Origin of the sequence: Streptomyces sp. NPDC055243 (assembly GCF_044544025.1) — a bacterium.
In the GTDB taxonomy this organism is placed as follows: domain Bacteria; phylum Actinomycetota; class Actinomycetes; order Streptomycetales; family Streptomycetaceae; genus Streptomyces.
In genome coordinates this window covers 181,518-194,438 of the sequence record NZ_JBITWR010000004.1, presented here as the reverse complement: position 1 = coordinate 194,438, position 12,921 = coordinate 181,518, and the positions used below count along the sequence as shown (strand labels likewise).

Here is a 12,921-nt window from a genome sequence, read left to right as displayed (position 1 = left end):
CCGGCGCCCCCCCCGGGGGGGGGGGCCGCCGGGGGGGGGGGGGGGGCCCCCGCCCCCCCCCCCCCCCCCCCCCACCGGCCTGTCATGTCAGATGAACCACCGGCACGTCATGTCAGACAATCACCGGCACGTCATGTCAACGGCGGCTTCAGAGCTGAAGCTTGAAACCCACATGCGATGCCGTGAACCCGAGCCGCTCGTAGAAGCGGCGGGCATCGGTGCGGGTGCCATCGGAGGTCAGCTGCACCAACTGGCAGTCCTGACGCCGGGATTCATCGACCGCCCACTCGATGAACCGGGTGCCCAGGCCGCTGCCGCGCGCGTCGGCGTGGACGCGTACGCCCTCGATGATCGACCGAGTCGCTCCCTTCCGGGACAGGCCCGGCACGATCGTGAGCTGGAGGGTGCCGACGACGCGTCCCTCGCGCACGGCGACGACCAGGTGCTGATTCGGGTCTGCGGCAAGGCGTTCGTACGCGGTGAGGTACGGGGTGAGGTCGTCCGGCGACTCGCGCGTGCTGCCCAGGGGGTCGTCGGCGAGCATCTCCACGATGGCGGGGATGTCGTCGGCGACCGCCGGGCGTATCTCAAGATCTCCCATGAGACGCAGCCTATGCAGCCGCCCGCCGTGGCGGGCCGGCCGCTGCGCTCCCAGGTGCGCTACGCCGGTACGCGCACCGCTTCGACGGCCCTGACCAGCGGTGCGAGCTCCGGGTCCAGCGCCGCCTCGTCGAGCGCCTCACGCAGTGCGGTGTCGTTGGTGGGGCGGGCCTCGGCGAGGAGCGCGGTGCCCGACTCGCTGACGTCCGTGTAGATGCCGCGGCGGTCGGTGGGGCACAGGTAGCGGGAGAGCAGCCCGCGGTCCTCGAGCCGGGTGACCAGGCGCGTGGTGGCGCTCTGGCTGAGCACGACGGCGTCGGCGACCTGCTTCATCTGCAGATGGCCGCCCTCCCCGTCGTGCTGGCGGCTGAGGACATCGAGCAGGGAGTACTCGCGCACGCTCAGGCCGTGCTTGGCCTGCAGGGCGCGCTCGATGTGGGTCTCGATCTTCCCGTGGAGCAGGGAGAGAGCGCACCAGCCCTGCGCAAGGGCGGTCAGTGCGGGGTCCGTCGCTGTCATGGCTCTTGTTCCTCCGTCCCGGAGCGGCTGAGTACCAGGATAGTCCACCGCTGCAATATCCGGCGATTGCCAGTAACCCGCGTGTGCAACTATTGTGGACGCAAGCTAAGCGCACCTGCAACCGTCTGGAAGGTAGAACCATGCCTCTCGCGCTACTGGCCCTCGCGATCGGGGCCTTCGGAATCGGGACCACAGAGTTCGTGATCATGGGACTGCTCCCTGAGGTCGCGGGTGACTTCGGCGTCTCCATCCCCACGGCCGGTCTGCTCGTGACCGGCTACGCACTCGGCGTCGTACTGGGCGCTCCCCTGATGACGGTCCTGGGCACCCGCATCTCGCGCAAGCGGATGCTGATGCTCCTCATGGGCCTGTTCATCGTGGGGAACCTGCTCTCCGCCGTGGCCCCGGTCTTCGGCGTCATGCTGGCCGGCCGTGTCGTGGCCTCGCTCGCCCACGGTGCCTTCTTCGGCATCGGCTCGGTCGTCGCGGCCGAACTGGTCGCACCGGAGAAGAAGGCCGGGGCCATCGCCATGATGTTCACGGGCCTGACCGTGGCCAACGTGGTGGGCGTGCCGCTCGGCACGCTCGTCGGACAGACAGTCGGCTGGCGCGTCACCTTCGCCGTCGTCGCGGGCCTCGGCGTCATCGGCCTGGCCGGTATCGCCAAGCTCGTGCCGGACCTGCCCAAGCCCGAAGGCGTACGCCTGCGCCACGAGCTGGCCGCGTTCCGCAACGTGCAGGTGCTGCTCGCCATGGCGATGACGATCCTCGGCTTCGGCGGTGTCTTCGCGGCCGTCACCTACCTCGCGCCGATGATGACGGACGTCGCCGGCTACGCGGACTCGTCCGTGACCTGGCTTCTCGTCCTCTTCGGGCTCGGCATGGTCGCGGGCAACCTGATCGGCGGAAAGTTCGCCGACCGCGCCCTGATGCCGCTGCTCTACATCTCGCTCAGCGCGCTGGCCGTCGTGCTCGCCCTCTTCACCCTCACCGCCCACAACAAGATCGCGGCAGCCGTGACCATCACGCTGATCGGCGCCCTGGGCTTCGCCACCGTGCCGCCGCTGCAGAAGCGGGTCCTCGACCAGGCCTCCGGCGCACCCACGCTCGCCTCGGCCATGAACATCGGCGCCTTCAACCTCGGCAACGCGCTCTCGGCCTGGCTCGGCGGCCTCGTGATCTCCGCGGGCCTCGGCTATACCGCCCCGAACTGGGTGGGCGCCGTACTCGCGGGCTCCGCACTCGTCCTGGCCGTTGTCTCGGCCACGCTCGAGCGCCGCTCGGCAGCCGCCGCTCCCAGCCTGGTCGTGGCGGGCGTGTCCCCCGTGTCCCCCGTAGAGCAGGCGACGCCCGTCCACCACTGACCGACCCCTCCCGAACCCCCTCAGTACAAGCACCACCGCACAAGGAGAAACCTCATGAGCACCACCACCGCCGTCGCCCCGCTGACCACGCAGGACGCCGAGGCACTCATCACCGCGGCCCGCCGCGCGGCCGAGGCAGCCGATGTCACGGTCAGCGTCACCGTCCTCGACGCGGGCGGTCAGCTGCTCGCCTTCCTGCGCGACGACCGGGCCGTGCTGATCTCCGGCGAGACCAGCACCCGTAAGGCGTACACGGCGCTTCAGCTCAACGCCCCGACCGCCGACCTCGTCGACCTGGTCAAGCCCGACGGGCCCTTCCACACCCTGCCCACCGCCCTCGACCGGCCGCTGCTCTTCATCGCCGGTGGCGTCCCGGTCCACCGTGACGGCCGTCTGATCGGGGCCATCGGCGTCGGCGGCGGAGCGCCCGAGCAGGACCACGGGTTCGCCACGACGGCCGTGAAGACCCTCGCGTAGTACGACGCCGGGAGTGCGGCGAGCACGACACCGCGCGAGGACATGACGAAGGCCCGCCCTCGAGTACCGGCAACCATCCGGTCTCTGGGGCGGGCCTCTGTGTGCGGTCAGCCGGCCGCGACCGTCAGCGGCGCGAAACGGCGGGTCCAGTCGCCGGGCAGCTCGGGAACGCCGTACGTCATCACGGCATTGAAGGCGATGGGCGCGAGGCCGCGCTCCTTCACCCAGGCGAGCAGCTCTTCATGGCGTACGTCGATGTCGGTGCGCAGCGGCCTGTCCGAGCCCGCGGCGAGCGAGGCGATCAGGGCCTTCGCCGTCTCCGTGTCCCGGGCGATCAGGGGGCCGATGACATGGGTCTCCATGTTCGGCCAGGCGCCCGCATAGCCGGTGATCGTGCCGTTAGCCTCCGCGACCCGCAGCTGGTCGACGAAGGCGGGGAGCCGGGTGAGCACGTGCGTGCGGTCGAGGCCGAAGACCTCTGTGTCGAGCCGGACGAGCGCTTGCAGGTCGTCCGCGGTCGCCGGGCGGGTGGTGACATCCGGCAGCGTGCCGCCGGGGGTGAACCGGCCGCGGACCATCTCGGCGCGACCCGTGGTCTTGAATCCGAGCTGTTCGTAGAGAGGGCGGCCGTTCGGCGTCGCGTGCAAGGTGAGCGGGGTGGTGCCCGCACCTTCGATGACATACCGCATCAGGCGGCGGCCGATGCCCTTGCGGGCGTGTCGCTCGGCGACGAGGACCATGCCGACCGCTCCGAGGCCGGGGCGCTCCTGTGGTCCGTACTCGGTCACCACGCAGGCGGCGACGAGGCCGTCACCGTCGGGGTCGTCGATGCCGTATCCCGTGCCGGCGGAGAGCAACAATTCCCATTTGTGTTCCTCGCGTGGCCAGCCGCGATCCTGCGACAGGTCGGCGCAGGCGGTGAGATCACGGAGGGTCAGCCGGCGGATGGGCAGTGCGGAGATCGTAGGTGTCGACACTCGGCTCAGGCTGTCTGACGCACGTCCTTGGCGTCCACCGGTTTGTGGGCAGAAGCACGTCGGTTTTGGTCACGCTGCTTCTGGCCACGGCGCGTCAGCCCCCACGGCTTGAGCACCGAGATGACCATCATGAAGAGATACGCGCTCAGGGAGACGACGGGACCGGCGATCAGGTCGGTCGGGTCCGCCAGCGGGGAGCCCGCGGACACGGTGGCGACCGTGTCGTTGATGCCCGGACGCAGCGCGAAGGCCGATGCGGCGGTGGTCGCCAGGGTCAGCCAGAACTTCGTGTAGACCCAGCGGTGCCTGGCGAGACCCCAAGGAGTCCCGAGGGACAGCAGCAGACCGCTCAGCAGGGTGAGCAGCGCGAGCGGGAGCACCAGCCAGTCCGCGAAGAGCTTCATGGAGCGGGCTGCGGCTTCGGTGGTCGGGGCGGACCCCGTGGTGATGGCCGCGAAGGCGAGCGCGAGCAGGCCGAGCGTGAGCCCGAGCCAGCCTGCGGCGGCGGTGACATGGACGACGAGGGTGGCCCGGCGAGCGGGGCGGCTTAGTTTCACGTGAAACACGGTGCCGGGAGCGGTGGCCGAAGGCGTCTGACAGCGGGAGTAACCGCGGGTACTAGCCTCGGCGTACATGGCACGCCTTCACCTCTTCGACCTGGACGGAACGCTGCTGCACGGCACGGCGGCGCCCGTGGAGATCTCGCGCCAGCTCGGCCTCGGAGCGGAGATCGCCGAGCTGGAACGGGACTTCGTGGCGCGGCGGATCGACTCGCCCCAGTACGCCGTCCGTGTGCGCGCCCTGTGGGCGGAACTCACGGACGCGCAGGTCACAGCGGCTTTCGAGGGGGCGCCGTGGCTGATGGGAATTCGGGAGACCTGGGCCGAGATCCGGGAGAGCGGCGACTACTGCGCGGTGATCTCCCTGTCGCCGTCCTTCTTCGTCGAGCGACTGCTCGGCTGGGGCGCGCATGCCGCGTACGGATCGGTTTTCCCCTCCGTGCCGTTCACCGAGCCGGTGAATCCGGCGGGCATTCTCAACGCCGCGGCCAAGGTGAAGATCGCGAACCGGCTCTGTGAAGAGTTGGGGGTGGGGCGGTCCGATTGCGTCGCTTATGGCGACTCGCTCTCTGACCTGGAGCTGTTCGGCGCGGTGCCTGTTTCGGTCGCTGTCAATGCGGATCAGCGGCTGGCCGGGCTTGCCACCCACTCTTATGTCGGGCGTGATCTGCGTAAGGCGTATGAATTGGTGTGTGGCATCCGGTAATTGGGGCAATTGGTGGGGCGCAGGCTCGCTGAATTCCCGGTGAAGGGCGGCGGGACTTGTGCGCCGGACGGCTGCCGGTATGGTCGAGTCCGGTTCGAGCCGGGTGCATCTCAGTGCACCCCAGGGGGGCACGGGCGGAGGTCAACGCAGCCTAACGGGGCGAAGAGATCGAAGACCTGAACTTTCCGTTATGCGACCGGCGTGACGGTGAGGGATGGGACGCTGCGGTGAGATGACTGCGGGCAATGTCACATTTGGTGCCTACTTGTCCGTAGGGTCCGGTAATTCGAGGTTCAATGTGGCCACATTGGCTGACGAGGCAGAGCGGGGAAAGTAAGCGGCTTCCCACAGGGAAGTGCATGGACCGACTGAGAGATGTTCGAGGCGAGGCACAGCATGGACGCTCCGACCACCACGTCGGCGGGCAACGGCACTTCCGGCGACAGCGGCGGTGGAGGCGGCTGGTTCACCCCACGCAAGGCGCCGAAGCCGTCGGAGGGCGGCGAGCCGACACGACCCGAGGGCGGTGAGCCCGAGGCGGCCGAGGGCCGCCGGGTGTCCGCCATACGCCCGGTGGGCAGGCCCGGCGCGGCTGCGTCCGCAGATGCTCCTGAGACGGCTGCTCCTGCGACAGCTGCTCCTGAGCCGTCTGCTCCCGAGGCCCGGCCCACGCCCGAGGCCCGGCCCACGCCGGAACCCGATCGCGCCCCCGAGGACCGAATACCCGCCGCCCGGGAAGCCACTGAAGCCCCGGAAGCGGCAGGACCGGCGCCCGCTGCGAACGTGGCGCAGAACGTGGCCCAGAACGCCCCCCAGGCCTCGGCGGCTCACCCCGAGCCGCGGACCGAGCGCGTACCCGAACCAAGACAGCCCTCTCCCCAGGGCTCCCCCGACGCGATCCGCGTCCAGCGCACGATGGCTGAGATAGGCCCCGTCGCCGACAAGGTGACCTCGTACTTCTACGCGCTGCTCTTCACCCGGCACCCCGACCTGCGCCCCTTGTTCCCCGCCGCGATGGACACCCAGCGCGACCGGCTGCTCAAGGCGCTGCTGACCGCGGCCGAGCACATCGACCACACCGACGTGCTCACCGCGTATCTGAAGAACCTCGGCCGCGGACACCGCAAGTACGGCACCCGGCCCGAGCACTACCCGGCCGTCGGCGAGTGTCTGATCGGCTCGCTCAGCCGGTACGCGAGCGCGGTCTGGGACGAGGAGACCGAGGCCGCCTGGGTCCGTACGTACACGACGATCTCCCAGATCATGATCGACGCGGCCGCCGCCGATGAACTGCGCGCACCCGCCTGGTGGTTGGCCGAGGTGGTCTCGCACGATCTCAGGACGCCTGACATCGCTGTCGTGACCGTCCGCCCCGACCAGCCCTACCCCTTCCTGGCGGGCCAGTACACGAGCCTGGAGACGCCCTGGTGGCCGCGGATCTGGCGGCACTACTCGTTCGCGTCGGCGCCGCGCTCCGACGGGCTGCTCTCGTTCCACGTGAAGGCCGTCCCCGCGGGCTGGGTCTCCAACGCCCTGGTGCACCACGCACGGCCCGGTGACGTCCTGCGGCTGGGCGCCCCCGCCGGCTCGATGACCGTCGACCACACCACCGACAGCGGCTTGCTCTGTCTGGGGGGCGGCACCGGCATCGCCCCCATCAAGGCGCTCGTCGAGGACGTCGCCGAGCACGGCGAACGGCGCCCGGTCGAGGTTTTCTACGGCGCCCGCACCGACCACGACCTGTACGACATCGACACGATGCTGCGCCTCCAGCAGACCCACCCGTGGCTCTCGGTCCGCCCGGTCGTCGACGATCACGCCCAATTCCCGGACGCCGTGCGCGAGTACGGCCCCTGGAACGAGTACGACGCCTACCTGTCGGGCCCGCCCGGCATGATCCGCAGCGGTGTGGACGCGCTGCGGGACATCGGCATCCCGGCCGGCCGGATCCGCCACGACTCCGTGGAGGAACTGGTGGCGGTGGCCGACTGAGGCTCAGCGCCCAGGAGCAAGAAAGCCCGGCTCAGCCCAGGTCAGGGGCGTGCATCGCGCGTACGCCCTCGATGTTGCCGTCCAGATAGTGCCGCAGCGAGAGCGGTACGAGGTGGACCGAGGCGATCCCGACGCGGGTGAAGGGCACATGGACGATCTCGTACTCGCCGCACGGCTCCTCCACCTCGGGGCCGTGCCGCAGCGAGAGATCCATGGACTCCAGGCGGCAAACGAAGAAGTGCTGCACTTTGACGCCGGTCGCGCCACCGTCCTCGCCGATGTGCTCGACGGTGTCCACGAAGCAGGGAACCACGTCGGAGATCTTGGCGCCGAGCTCCTCGTGCACCTCACGATGGAGCGCGTCGACGACGGTCGCGTCCTCCGGTTCCACGCCGCCACCGGGGGTGAGCCAGTAGGGATCGACACCGGGCTTGGTCCGCTTGATCAGGATCAGGTCGTCGCCATCGAGCAGGATGGCGCGGGCGGTGCGCTTGACCACAGGTCGAACGGTCATGGGAGGAATGTGGCCCGGACTGTTCCACGTGAAACATCGTGAACCAGTCGGAGTCCTGCTCAAGCCCAGTCGACGGCAGCACGCAGCAGCCACTCGTGCGCCCGCGCTATGTGCGGCATCGCGAGTGTGCCGGTGCGTACGGCGAGGAAATACGTGCGCAACGGGGGCACCGCCGGGTCCAGCAGGGCCACGACCTCGCCATTCTTCAGAGCGGGCGCACAGAGATAGCGCGGCAGCACGGCGAGCCCCGCCCCGGCGACGACGCAGGCGAGCACCGCCCGCAGGTCCGGCACAATGACGGTGCCCGATGCGGCCGGACGGGTGTCGAAGACGGCGGCCCAGTATCGGGCGACCAGCGGCAGCGACTCGTGCACCTCCACCACCGGCAAGTTTTCCAGGGCGGACGCGCCCCTGCGGCGCAGCTTGCCGGGGCCGATGCGGGCGGCCAGGTGCGGGCCCGCGACCAGGACGTGCTCCTCGTCGCAGAGCGGCGCCGCGGTGAGCAGGGCGCCGCGTGGCCGGGCCGTGGTGATGGCCAGGTCGTGGTGCCCTGCGGAGAGCCCTTCGAGGACCTCCTCCGCGGTGCCGAACGAGGCACGCAGCGCGAAGCCCTGTCCGTCCTGGCCGGTCAGCGCGGTGAGGGCGGGTAACGCGCGGGCCGCGGTGAACTCCGGAGGCCCCGCGAGATGGAGGGTGCGTACCGAGGAGTCCTCTTCGAGGCCCGTCTCGGCGATCTCCACCAGGGCGTCGAGATGGGGCGCGGCCTTGTGGGCGAGCTCGTCCCCGATGGTCGTGGGGGTCACGCCGCGCGCCTGGCGCAGGAACAGCGGGCGGCCCAGCTGCCGCTCCAGGGTGCGTATCTGCGACGTCACGGCGGGCTGTGAAAGCCCGAGCAGTGCGGCCGCCCGCGTGAAGGAACCGGCCCGATGCACGGTCACAAACGTGCGCAGCAGGGCCAGATCCACGGTGACGCCCTCCCCGGCGCGGCATTCAGGCCGCGCCCAACTATAAATATGTCGATAGGTCTCTGTCGCTACTGTGATTGGACACTGACACAGAGTCAACTAGCCTTGTTCGCGCGGTTCTTCGCGCGCAGAACCGGAACGGTCCGAGCCACGAGGGGGGAGGCTCGGACCGTTCGTTGTGCGTAGCCCGGTACTAGCCGCAAGCGGTCCGTACGCACGCGGGACTGTCAGCCCGCCGACTCGTCCAGCGCCCGCAGCACGTCCGCGACCAGGTCATCCGGGTCCTCGGACCCGGCGGAGAGGCGGATGAAGCCCTCCGCGACGGCGTCCCCGCCCCAGCGGCCACGCCGCTCCGCGGTGGAACGCACGCCGCCGAAGCTCGTCGCGTCGTCCACCAGACGCAGCGCGTCGAGAAAACGGTCGCCGCGCGCGCGTGAGGGCAGGGTGAAGGAGACCACGCACCCGAAGCGCCGCATCTGCTGCGAGGCGATCTTGTACGAGGGGTCCTCGGGCAGCCCCGGGTAGCGAAGCCCGGTCACCTCGTCGCGTCCGCGCAGTGCCTGGGCAAGGGCCAGGGCGTTGGCGTTCTGGCGATCGGCGCGCAGCTGCAGCGTGGCGAGCGAACGATGCGCCAGCCAGGCCTCCATCGGCCCCGGGATGGCGCCGACGATCTTGCGCCAGCGCCGCACGGCAGCGGTCAGCTCGGCGTCGCGGCAGGCGACGTACCCGAGGAGGATGTCGCCGTGGCCGGTGAGCATCTTGGTGCCGCTGGCCACCGAGAAGTCCGCGCCGAGTTCGAGGGGGCGCTGGCCGAGCGGTGTGGCCAGGGTGTTGTCGACCGCCACCAGGGCGCCACGCGCGTGTGCCGCCTCGGCGAGGCGCCGCACGTCGCACACGTCCAGGCCCGGGTTCGACGGCGTCTCGATCCACAGCAGCTTCGCGCCGTCCAGGGCGTCGAGCTGGGCGTCGCCGCCGGTCGGGGCGGTGCGCACCTCGATGCCGTACGCGGTGAGCTGCTCCCTGACCAGGGGCAGCGCCTGATAGCCGTCGTCCGGCAGGACCACCGCGTCGCCGGCGCGCAGCTGCGAGAAGAGCACCGCGGAGATGGCGGCCATCCCGGAGGCGAAGACCAGGGTCTCGACATCCGCGTCGACGGCACCGCCCTCACCCGGCGCCTCGAGCTCGCCGATGGCCTGCTCCAGGAGCGTCCAGGTCGGGTTGTCGTCCCGCCCGTAGGTGTACGGCCCCGTGGGATCGCCCGGCAGGTGGAAGTGCGCGGCGAACACCGGGCCCGGGAGGGTCGGCTCGTGCTTCACGGGCTCGGGGAGACCGGCCCGCACCGCTCTCGTGCCGTCGCCCATCCCGGCGCCTCTTCCCGGGACCGCTCCCGCGGCTGTGCCCGCGCCGGTACCTGCGGCTATCGCTGCGGAGTCCGTCATGCCGCCCGCCCTTCCCTTGCTTCGCGTACGGCGTCGAGCAGACCGTCGCTCGCCGCCTCCACCATTCTCAGGCACGCGTCGAACCCGTCCTCTTCCCCGTAGTACGGATCGGGGACGTCCAGGTCGCCCCGGGCGGCGGCCTCGGGGTCGTACGAGCGCAGCAGCCGCACCTTGTCCGCGTCGGCCGGCGTGGGCGCGAGGCGGCGCAGGGTCCGCTGATGGCCGGCGTCCAGGGCGATCACCAGGTCGAGCCGGGGGAACCAGGAGACCTGGAAGCGGCGCGCCACGTGATCGCTCTCGTAGCCGACCGCCGTCAGGGCGGAGACGGTGCGCGGATCGGCGCCGTCCCCCTCGTGCCAGCCGTCGGTGCCCGCACTGTCCACCTGGACCAGGTCGCCGAGCCCGGCCTCGTCCAGCCGCGCGCGGAAGACGGATTCGGCCATGGGGGACCGGCAGATGTTGCCGGTGCAGACGAAGCACACGGAGAAGGCCATGGGGCGGGCTCAGTCCTTGTCGTCGGGCAGGACGACGTTCATCGCCCAGGAGACGATCGAGATGATCAGGCCGCCCAGGACGGCGGTCCAGAAGCCATCGACGTGGAAGCTCAGGTCGAACTTGTCGGCCAGCCACGAGGTCAGCAGCAGCATCAGGGCGTTGACGACGAGGGTGATCAGGCCGAGCGTCAGGATGAACAGGGGGAAGGTGAGCACCTTCACGATCGGCTTGACCAGGAAGTTCACCAGGCCGAAGAGCAGTGCGACGACGATCAGCGTGAGGGTCTTCTTGCCCGTGCTGTCGCCGGTCAGGGTGATCTTGTCGAGGAGCCACACGGCGACGGCCAGGGCCGCCGCGTTGGCGATCGTCTTGACTACGAAATTCTTCATGTGTCTGATCGTTGCAGACGGACGGCCAGAGCGGTCGGCTCGCGACCTGGGGCAAGGGGCGTACGAGGACGATGAAGGCATTCCGGCTGGATGAACTGGAGACGGAGCGCGCGGCGAACGACGGCGCGTATCTGCAGTTTCTGCGCGAGCGGAACATGTCGGTCGGGCTGTACGCGCTCGACGCCGGGGAGTCCGACCCGCAGCAGCCTCACCAGCAGGACGAGGTGTACATGATCGTCAGCGGGCGGGCGTCGATCACGGTCGGCATGGAGACCACCCAAGTCGCGCGCGGCAGTGTCGTGTACGTGCCGGCGGGGGTCGCCCACAAGTTCCATCACATCAGCGAGGACCTGCGGGTACTCGTCGTCTTCTCACCGCCGGAGGGGTGATCTGCTGCGGTGGAGGGCCGATCCGCTCCCGCGGGAGCGGATCCTCTACGCCGCAGGGCTGACTTCTCAGGGCTGCGACCTCGGGGTTCCCTAGGGGGCGGATCAGGGGAGGGCAAGGGATGCGAGGCCCCCGTCGGGCCCTCCGCCGCCCTAGCATCGAATGCAAGAAGTAGGACAGATGCGGAGAGAGGTAAGGACGATGGCAGCGCAGGAGATCTTCTCGGGATTGCCGTGGTGGGTGAAGTGGATCGCGGTGCCGGTCATCGCCCTGGTCGTGTTCGGCGGTCTGATAGCGAGCGTCGTGGGATTCGTGGTCGGCCTGTTGTTCAAGGCACTGCTTTTCGTGGCGCTGGTGGGTGGACTGATCTACGTCGTACGGAAGTTCATATCCGGGTCGACCTCTTCGCGCAGCGATTGGTGATTTTTCGCAACAGTTCGCTCGGGTGGGGGAAGTTTCCCGCTGTGGGGGCTTAGGCCGGCGGCCACCGGTTAGAGTCCGAAAACCGACGCGGGGTGTCGATCCCCGCGCGCGGGCGCCCTGCGCTCCCACCCGTGTATCCCGGGCACGGGCGGAACCCCCACGCGTTTCGGGAGTGAACCTTGGCCTCGGTTGACGCCACACCCGCCGACACCTCGTCCAACGACCCTCCGTCCGCCGGCTCCCCGCCCGCTGGCTCCCCGTCCAGTGGCTCCGCCTCCCGTGGCTCCTCGGCCAAGGGCTCCCCGGCGAACAACGCCTCGTACGGCGCACCGCCGACCGTCACGGCATCAACTGCCGCCGCGCCGACTCTCATTGGCTCGGTGCAGCGGGCGATGCGGTTGCTGGAAGCCGCCTCCGCGCATCAGGAGGGCGCCCCCGCCAAGCAGTTGGCCCGGGAGGCCGGGCTCGCGCTGCCCACGGCGTATCACCTGCTGCGCACGCTGACCCACGAGGGCTATCTGCGCCGGGACAAGGGAGTGTTCGTGCTCGGCGAGGCGGCCGAGCGGCTGAGCGCGAGCGGGGCACAGCAGAATCGTCGCGGCATGATCGGCGAAGCCCTGGAGCACTGGCGCGACGCCATCGGGGTGCCGGTGTACTTCGCCGTCTACCGCGAGGGCGAGATCGAGGTCGTGGCGGTCGCGGACACGCCGGGCAATCCGGCGGTGGAGGAGTGGGCCGACTTCCGCGAGACGGGACACGCCCATGCGATCGGGCAGTGTCTGCTCGGCCAACTCGACGACGAGCAGCGCCAGGACCACCTCTCCCGCTACCCGGTGCAGTCGATCACTCCGTACTCGGTCCACGACGACCGGGCCTTCCTGCGCCGTCTGGAGGGGATGGGCCGGATGCGGCCCGTGGTGGAGCGGCAGGAGTACGCGTTGGGAACGGTCTGTGCCGCGATTCCGATCACTGCGGGTAACACGGCGGCGACGATGGCGATTTCCGTTCCGTCCTATCAAGCAGATCGACTACTGCCTGCGGCCGCGAGGTTGCAGAATGAGATCGGAAGGCTACTGGGGACACTTGCCTTCTCTATCAGCATCTGAAAACTCAC

General features: G+C 69.8%; 16 protein-coding genes. 7 read left to right on the top strand and 9 right to left on the bottom strand.

Annotation, left to right across the window (positions count from 1 at the left end; genetic code table 11):
- Positions 1-148 precede the first annotated feature (148 nt).
- Positions 149-601: a GNAT family N-acetyltransferase gene (locus ACIGXX_RS13730; RefSeq protein WP_399975476.1), complete on the bottom strand. Its 453-nt coding sequence runs from the start codon at positions 599-601 to the stop codon at positions 149-151.
- Between the two features lie 59 nt (positions 602-660).
- On the bottom strand, positions 661-1,119 hold the full coding sequence (locus ACIGXX_RS13725; RefSeq protein ID WP_351167236.1) for a MarR family transcriptional regulator: 459 nt from the start codon (positions 1,117-1,119) through the stop codon (positions 661-663).
- A 140-nt stretch (positions 1,120-1,259) separates the two neighbouring features.
- On the opposite strand from ACIGXX_RS13725, the gene ACIGXX_RS13720 reads away from it, so the two are divergent.
- Entirely contained in the window at positions 1,260-2,483 is a 1,224-nt protein-coding gene (locus ACIGXX_RS13720) for an MFS transporter (protein WP_351167238.1), read from the top strand.
- A 54-nt stretch (positions 2,484-2,537) separates the two neighbouring features.
- On the top strand, positions 2,538-2,960 hold the full coding sequence (locus tag ACIGXX_RS13715; RefSeq protein WP_399975471.1) for a heme-binding protein: 423 nt from the start codon (positions 2,538-2,540) through the stop codon (positions 2,958-2,960).
- Positions 2,961-3,067: 107 nt separating this feature from the next.
- Here ACIGXX_RS13715 and ACIGXX_RS13710 read toward each other — a convergent pair whose 3' ends face one another.
- Complete coding sequence (locus ACIGXX_RS13710) at positions 3,068-3,937, bottom strand: GNAT family N-acetyltransferase (protein ID WP_399975468.1); 870 nt, start codon at positions 3,935-3,937, stop codon at positions 3,068-3,070.
- A 5-nt stretch (positions 3,938-3,942) separates the two neighbouring features.
- Entirely contained in the window at positions 3,943-4,494 is a 552-nt protein-coding gene (locus ACIGXX_RS13705) for a DUF2269 domain-containing protein (RefSeq protein WP_383815485.1), read from the bottom strand.
- 76 nt (positions 4,495-4,570) lie between these two features.
- Between ACIGXX_RS13705 and ACIGXX_RS13700 the strand changes: the two genes are divergently transcribed.
- Together ACIGXX_RS13700 and ACIGXX_RS13695 are read left to right on the top strand one after the other, a co-directional pair.
- The gene (locus tag ACIGXX_RS13700) at positions 4,571-5,203 is read left to right on the top strand and encodes an HAD-IB family phosphatase (protein ID WP_361470488.1); all 633 of its coding nucleotides are present in this window, start codon (positions 4,571-4,573) and stop codon (positions 5,201-5,203) included.
- A gap of 396 nt (positions 5,204-5,599) precedes the next feature.
- Complete coding sequence (locus tag ACIGXX_RS13695) at positions 5,600-7,195, top strand: globin domain-containing protein (RefSeq protein WP_399975465.1); 1,596 nt, start codon at positions 5,600-5,602, stop codon at positions 7,193-7,195.
- Positions 7,196-7,226: 31 nt separating this feature from the next.
- Here ACIGXX_RS13695 and ACIGXX_RS13690 read toward each other — a convergent pair whose 3' ends face one another.
- From ACIGXX_RS13690 to ACIGXX_RS13670, 5 genes are all read right to left on the bottom strand, one after another.
- Entirely contained in the window at positions 7,227-7,709 is a 483-nt protein-coding gene (locus ACIGXX_RS13690; RefSeq protein ID WP_351167250.1) for an NUDIX hydrolase, read from the bottom strand.
- Between the two features lie 59 nt (positions 7,710-7,768).
- Complete coding sequence (locus ACIGXX_RS13685) at positions 7,769-8,674, bottom strand: LysR family transcriptional regulator (RefSeq protein ID WP_361470483.1); 906 nt, start codon at positions 8,672-8,674, stop codon at positions 7,769-7,771.
- 227 nt (positions 8,675-8,901) lie between these two features.
- Positions 8,902-10,113: a cystathionine gamma-lyase gene (locus ACIGXX_RS13680; protein ID WP_399975462.1), complete on the bottom strand. Its 1,212-nt coding sequence runs from the start codon at positions 10,111-10,113 to the stop codon at positions 8,902-8,904.
- Positions 10,110-10,607 (bottom strand): low molecular weight protein-tyrosine-phosphatase, encoded by a 498-nt coding sequence (locus tag ACIGXX_RS13675; RefSeq protein WP_399975459.1) that lies wholly within the window; start codon positions 10,605-10,607, stop codon positions 10,110-10,112. The genes ACIGXX_RS13680 and ACIGXX_RS13675 overlap by 4 nt, the downstream gene beginning before the upstream one ends.
- Positions 10,608-10,616: 9 nt before the next feature.
- Positions 10,617-10,997, bottom strand: a complete 381-nt coding sequence (locus ACIGXX_RS13670) for a phage holin family protein (RefSeq protein WP_249588931.1) — start codon at positions 10,995-10,997, stop codon at positions 10,617-10,619.
- 71 nt (positions 10,998-11,068) lie between these two features.
- On the opposite strand from ACIGXX_RS13670, the gene ACIGXX_RS13665 reads away from it, so the two are divergent.
- The 3 genes from ACIGXX_RS13665 to ACIGXX_RS13655 all read left to right on the top strand — a co-directional run bounded on the left by ACIGXX_RS13665 (position 11,069) and on the right by ACIGXX_RS13655 (position 12,913).
- Positions 11,069-11,386, top strand: a complete 318-nt coding sequence (locus tag ACIGXX_RS13665; RefSeq protein WP_160506069.1) for a cupin domain-containing protein — start codon at positions 11,069-11,071, stop codon at positions 11,384-11,386.
- A gap of 199 nt (positions 11,387-11,585) precedes the next feature.
- On the top strand, positions 11,586-11,807 hold the full coding sequence (locus ACIGXX_RS13660) for a DUF5326 family protein (protein WP_351167259.1): 222 nt from the start codon (positions 11,586-11,588) through the stop codon (positions 11,805-11,807).
- Positions 11,808-12,187: 380 nt separating this feature from the next.
- Positions 12,188-12,913, top strand: a complete 726-nt coding sequence (locus tag ACIGXX_RS13655; RefSeq protein ID WP_399975455.1) for an IclR family transcriptional regulator — start codon at positions 12,188-12,190, stop codon at positions 12,911-12,913.
- Positions 12,914-12,921 lie beyond the last annotated feature (8 nt).

What these genes read in the sequence shown, in the direction of transcription:
- ACIGXX_RS13665 (WP_160506069.1), top strand. Translation starts at nt 11,069, where the DNA reads ATGAAGGCATTCCGGCTGGATGAACTGGAGACGGAGCGCGCGGCGAAC.
- ACIGXX_RS13680 (WP_399975462.1), bottom strand. Translation starts at nt 10,113, where the DNA reads ATGACGGACTCCGCAGCGATAGCCGCAGGTACCGGCGCGGGCACAGCC.
- ACIGXX_RS13675 (WP_399975459.1), bottom strand. Translation starts at nt 10,607, where the DNA reads ATGGCCTTCTCCGTGTGCTTCGTCTGCACCGGCAACATCTGCCGGTCC.
- ACIGXX_RS13690 (WP_351167250.1), bottom strand. Translation starts at nt 7,709, where the DNA reads ATGACCGTTCGACCTGTGGTCAAGCGCACCGCCCGCGCCATCCTGCTC.
- ACIGXX_RS13730 (WP_399975476.1), bottom strand. Translation starts at nt 601, where the DNA reads ATGGGAGATCTTGAGATACGCCCGGCGGTCGCCGACGACATCCCCGCC.
- ACIGXX_RS13695 (WP_399975465.1), top strand. Translation starts at nt 5,600, where the DNA reads ATGGACGCTCCGACCACCACGTCGGCGGGCAACGGCACTTCCGGCGAC.
- ACIGXX_RS13670 (WP_249588931.1), bottom strand. Translation starts at nt 10,997, where the DNA reads ATGAAGAATTTCGTAGTCAAGACGATCGCCAACGCGGCGGCCCTGGCC.
- ACIGXX_RS13725 (WP_351167236.1), bottom strand. Translation starts at nt 1,119, where the DNA reads ATGACAGCGACGGACCCCGCACTGACCGCCCTTGCGCAGGGCTGGTGC.
- ACIGXX_RS13715 (WP_399975471.1), top strand. Translation starts at nt 2,538, where the DNA reads ATGAGCACCACCACCGCCGTCGCCCCGCTGACCACGCAGGACGCCGAG.
- ACIGXX_RS13700 (WP_361470488.1), top strand. Translation starts at nt 4,571, where the DNA reads ATGGCACGCCTTCACCTCTTCGACCTGGACGGAACGCTGCTGCACGGC.
- ACIGXX_RS13720 (WP_351167238.1), top strand. Translation starts at nt 1,260, where the DNA reads ATGCCTCTCGCGCTACTGGCCCTCGCGATCGGGGCCTTCGGAATCGGG.
- ACIGXX_RS13660 (WP_351167259.1), top strand. Translation starts at nt 11,586, where the DNA reads ATGGCAGCGCAGGAGATCTTCTCGGGATTGCCGTGGTGGGTGAAGTGG.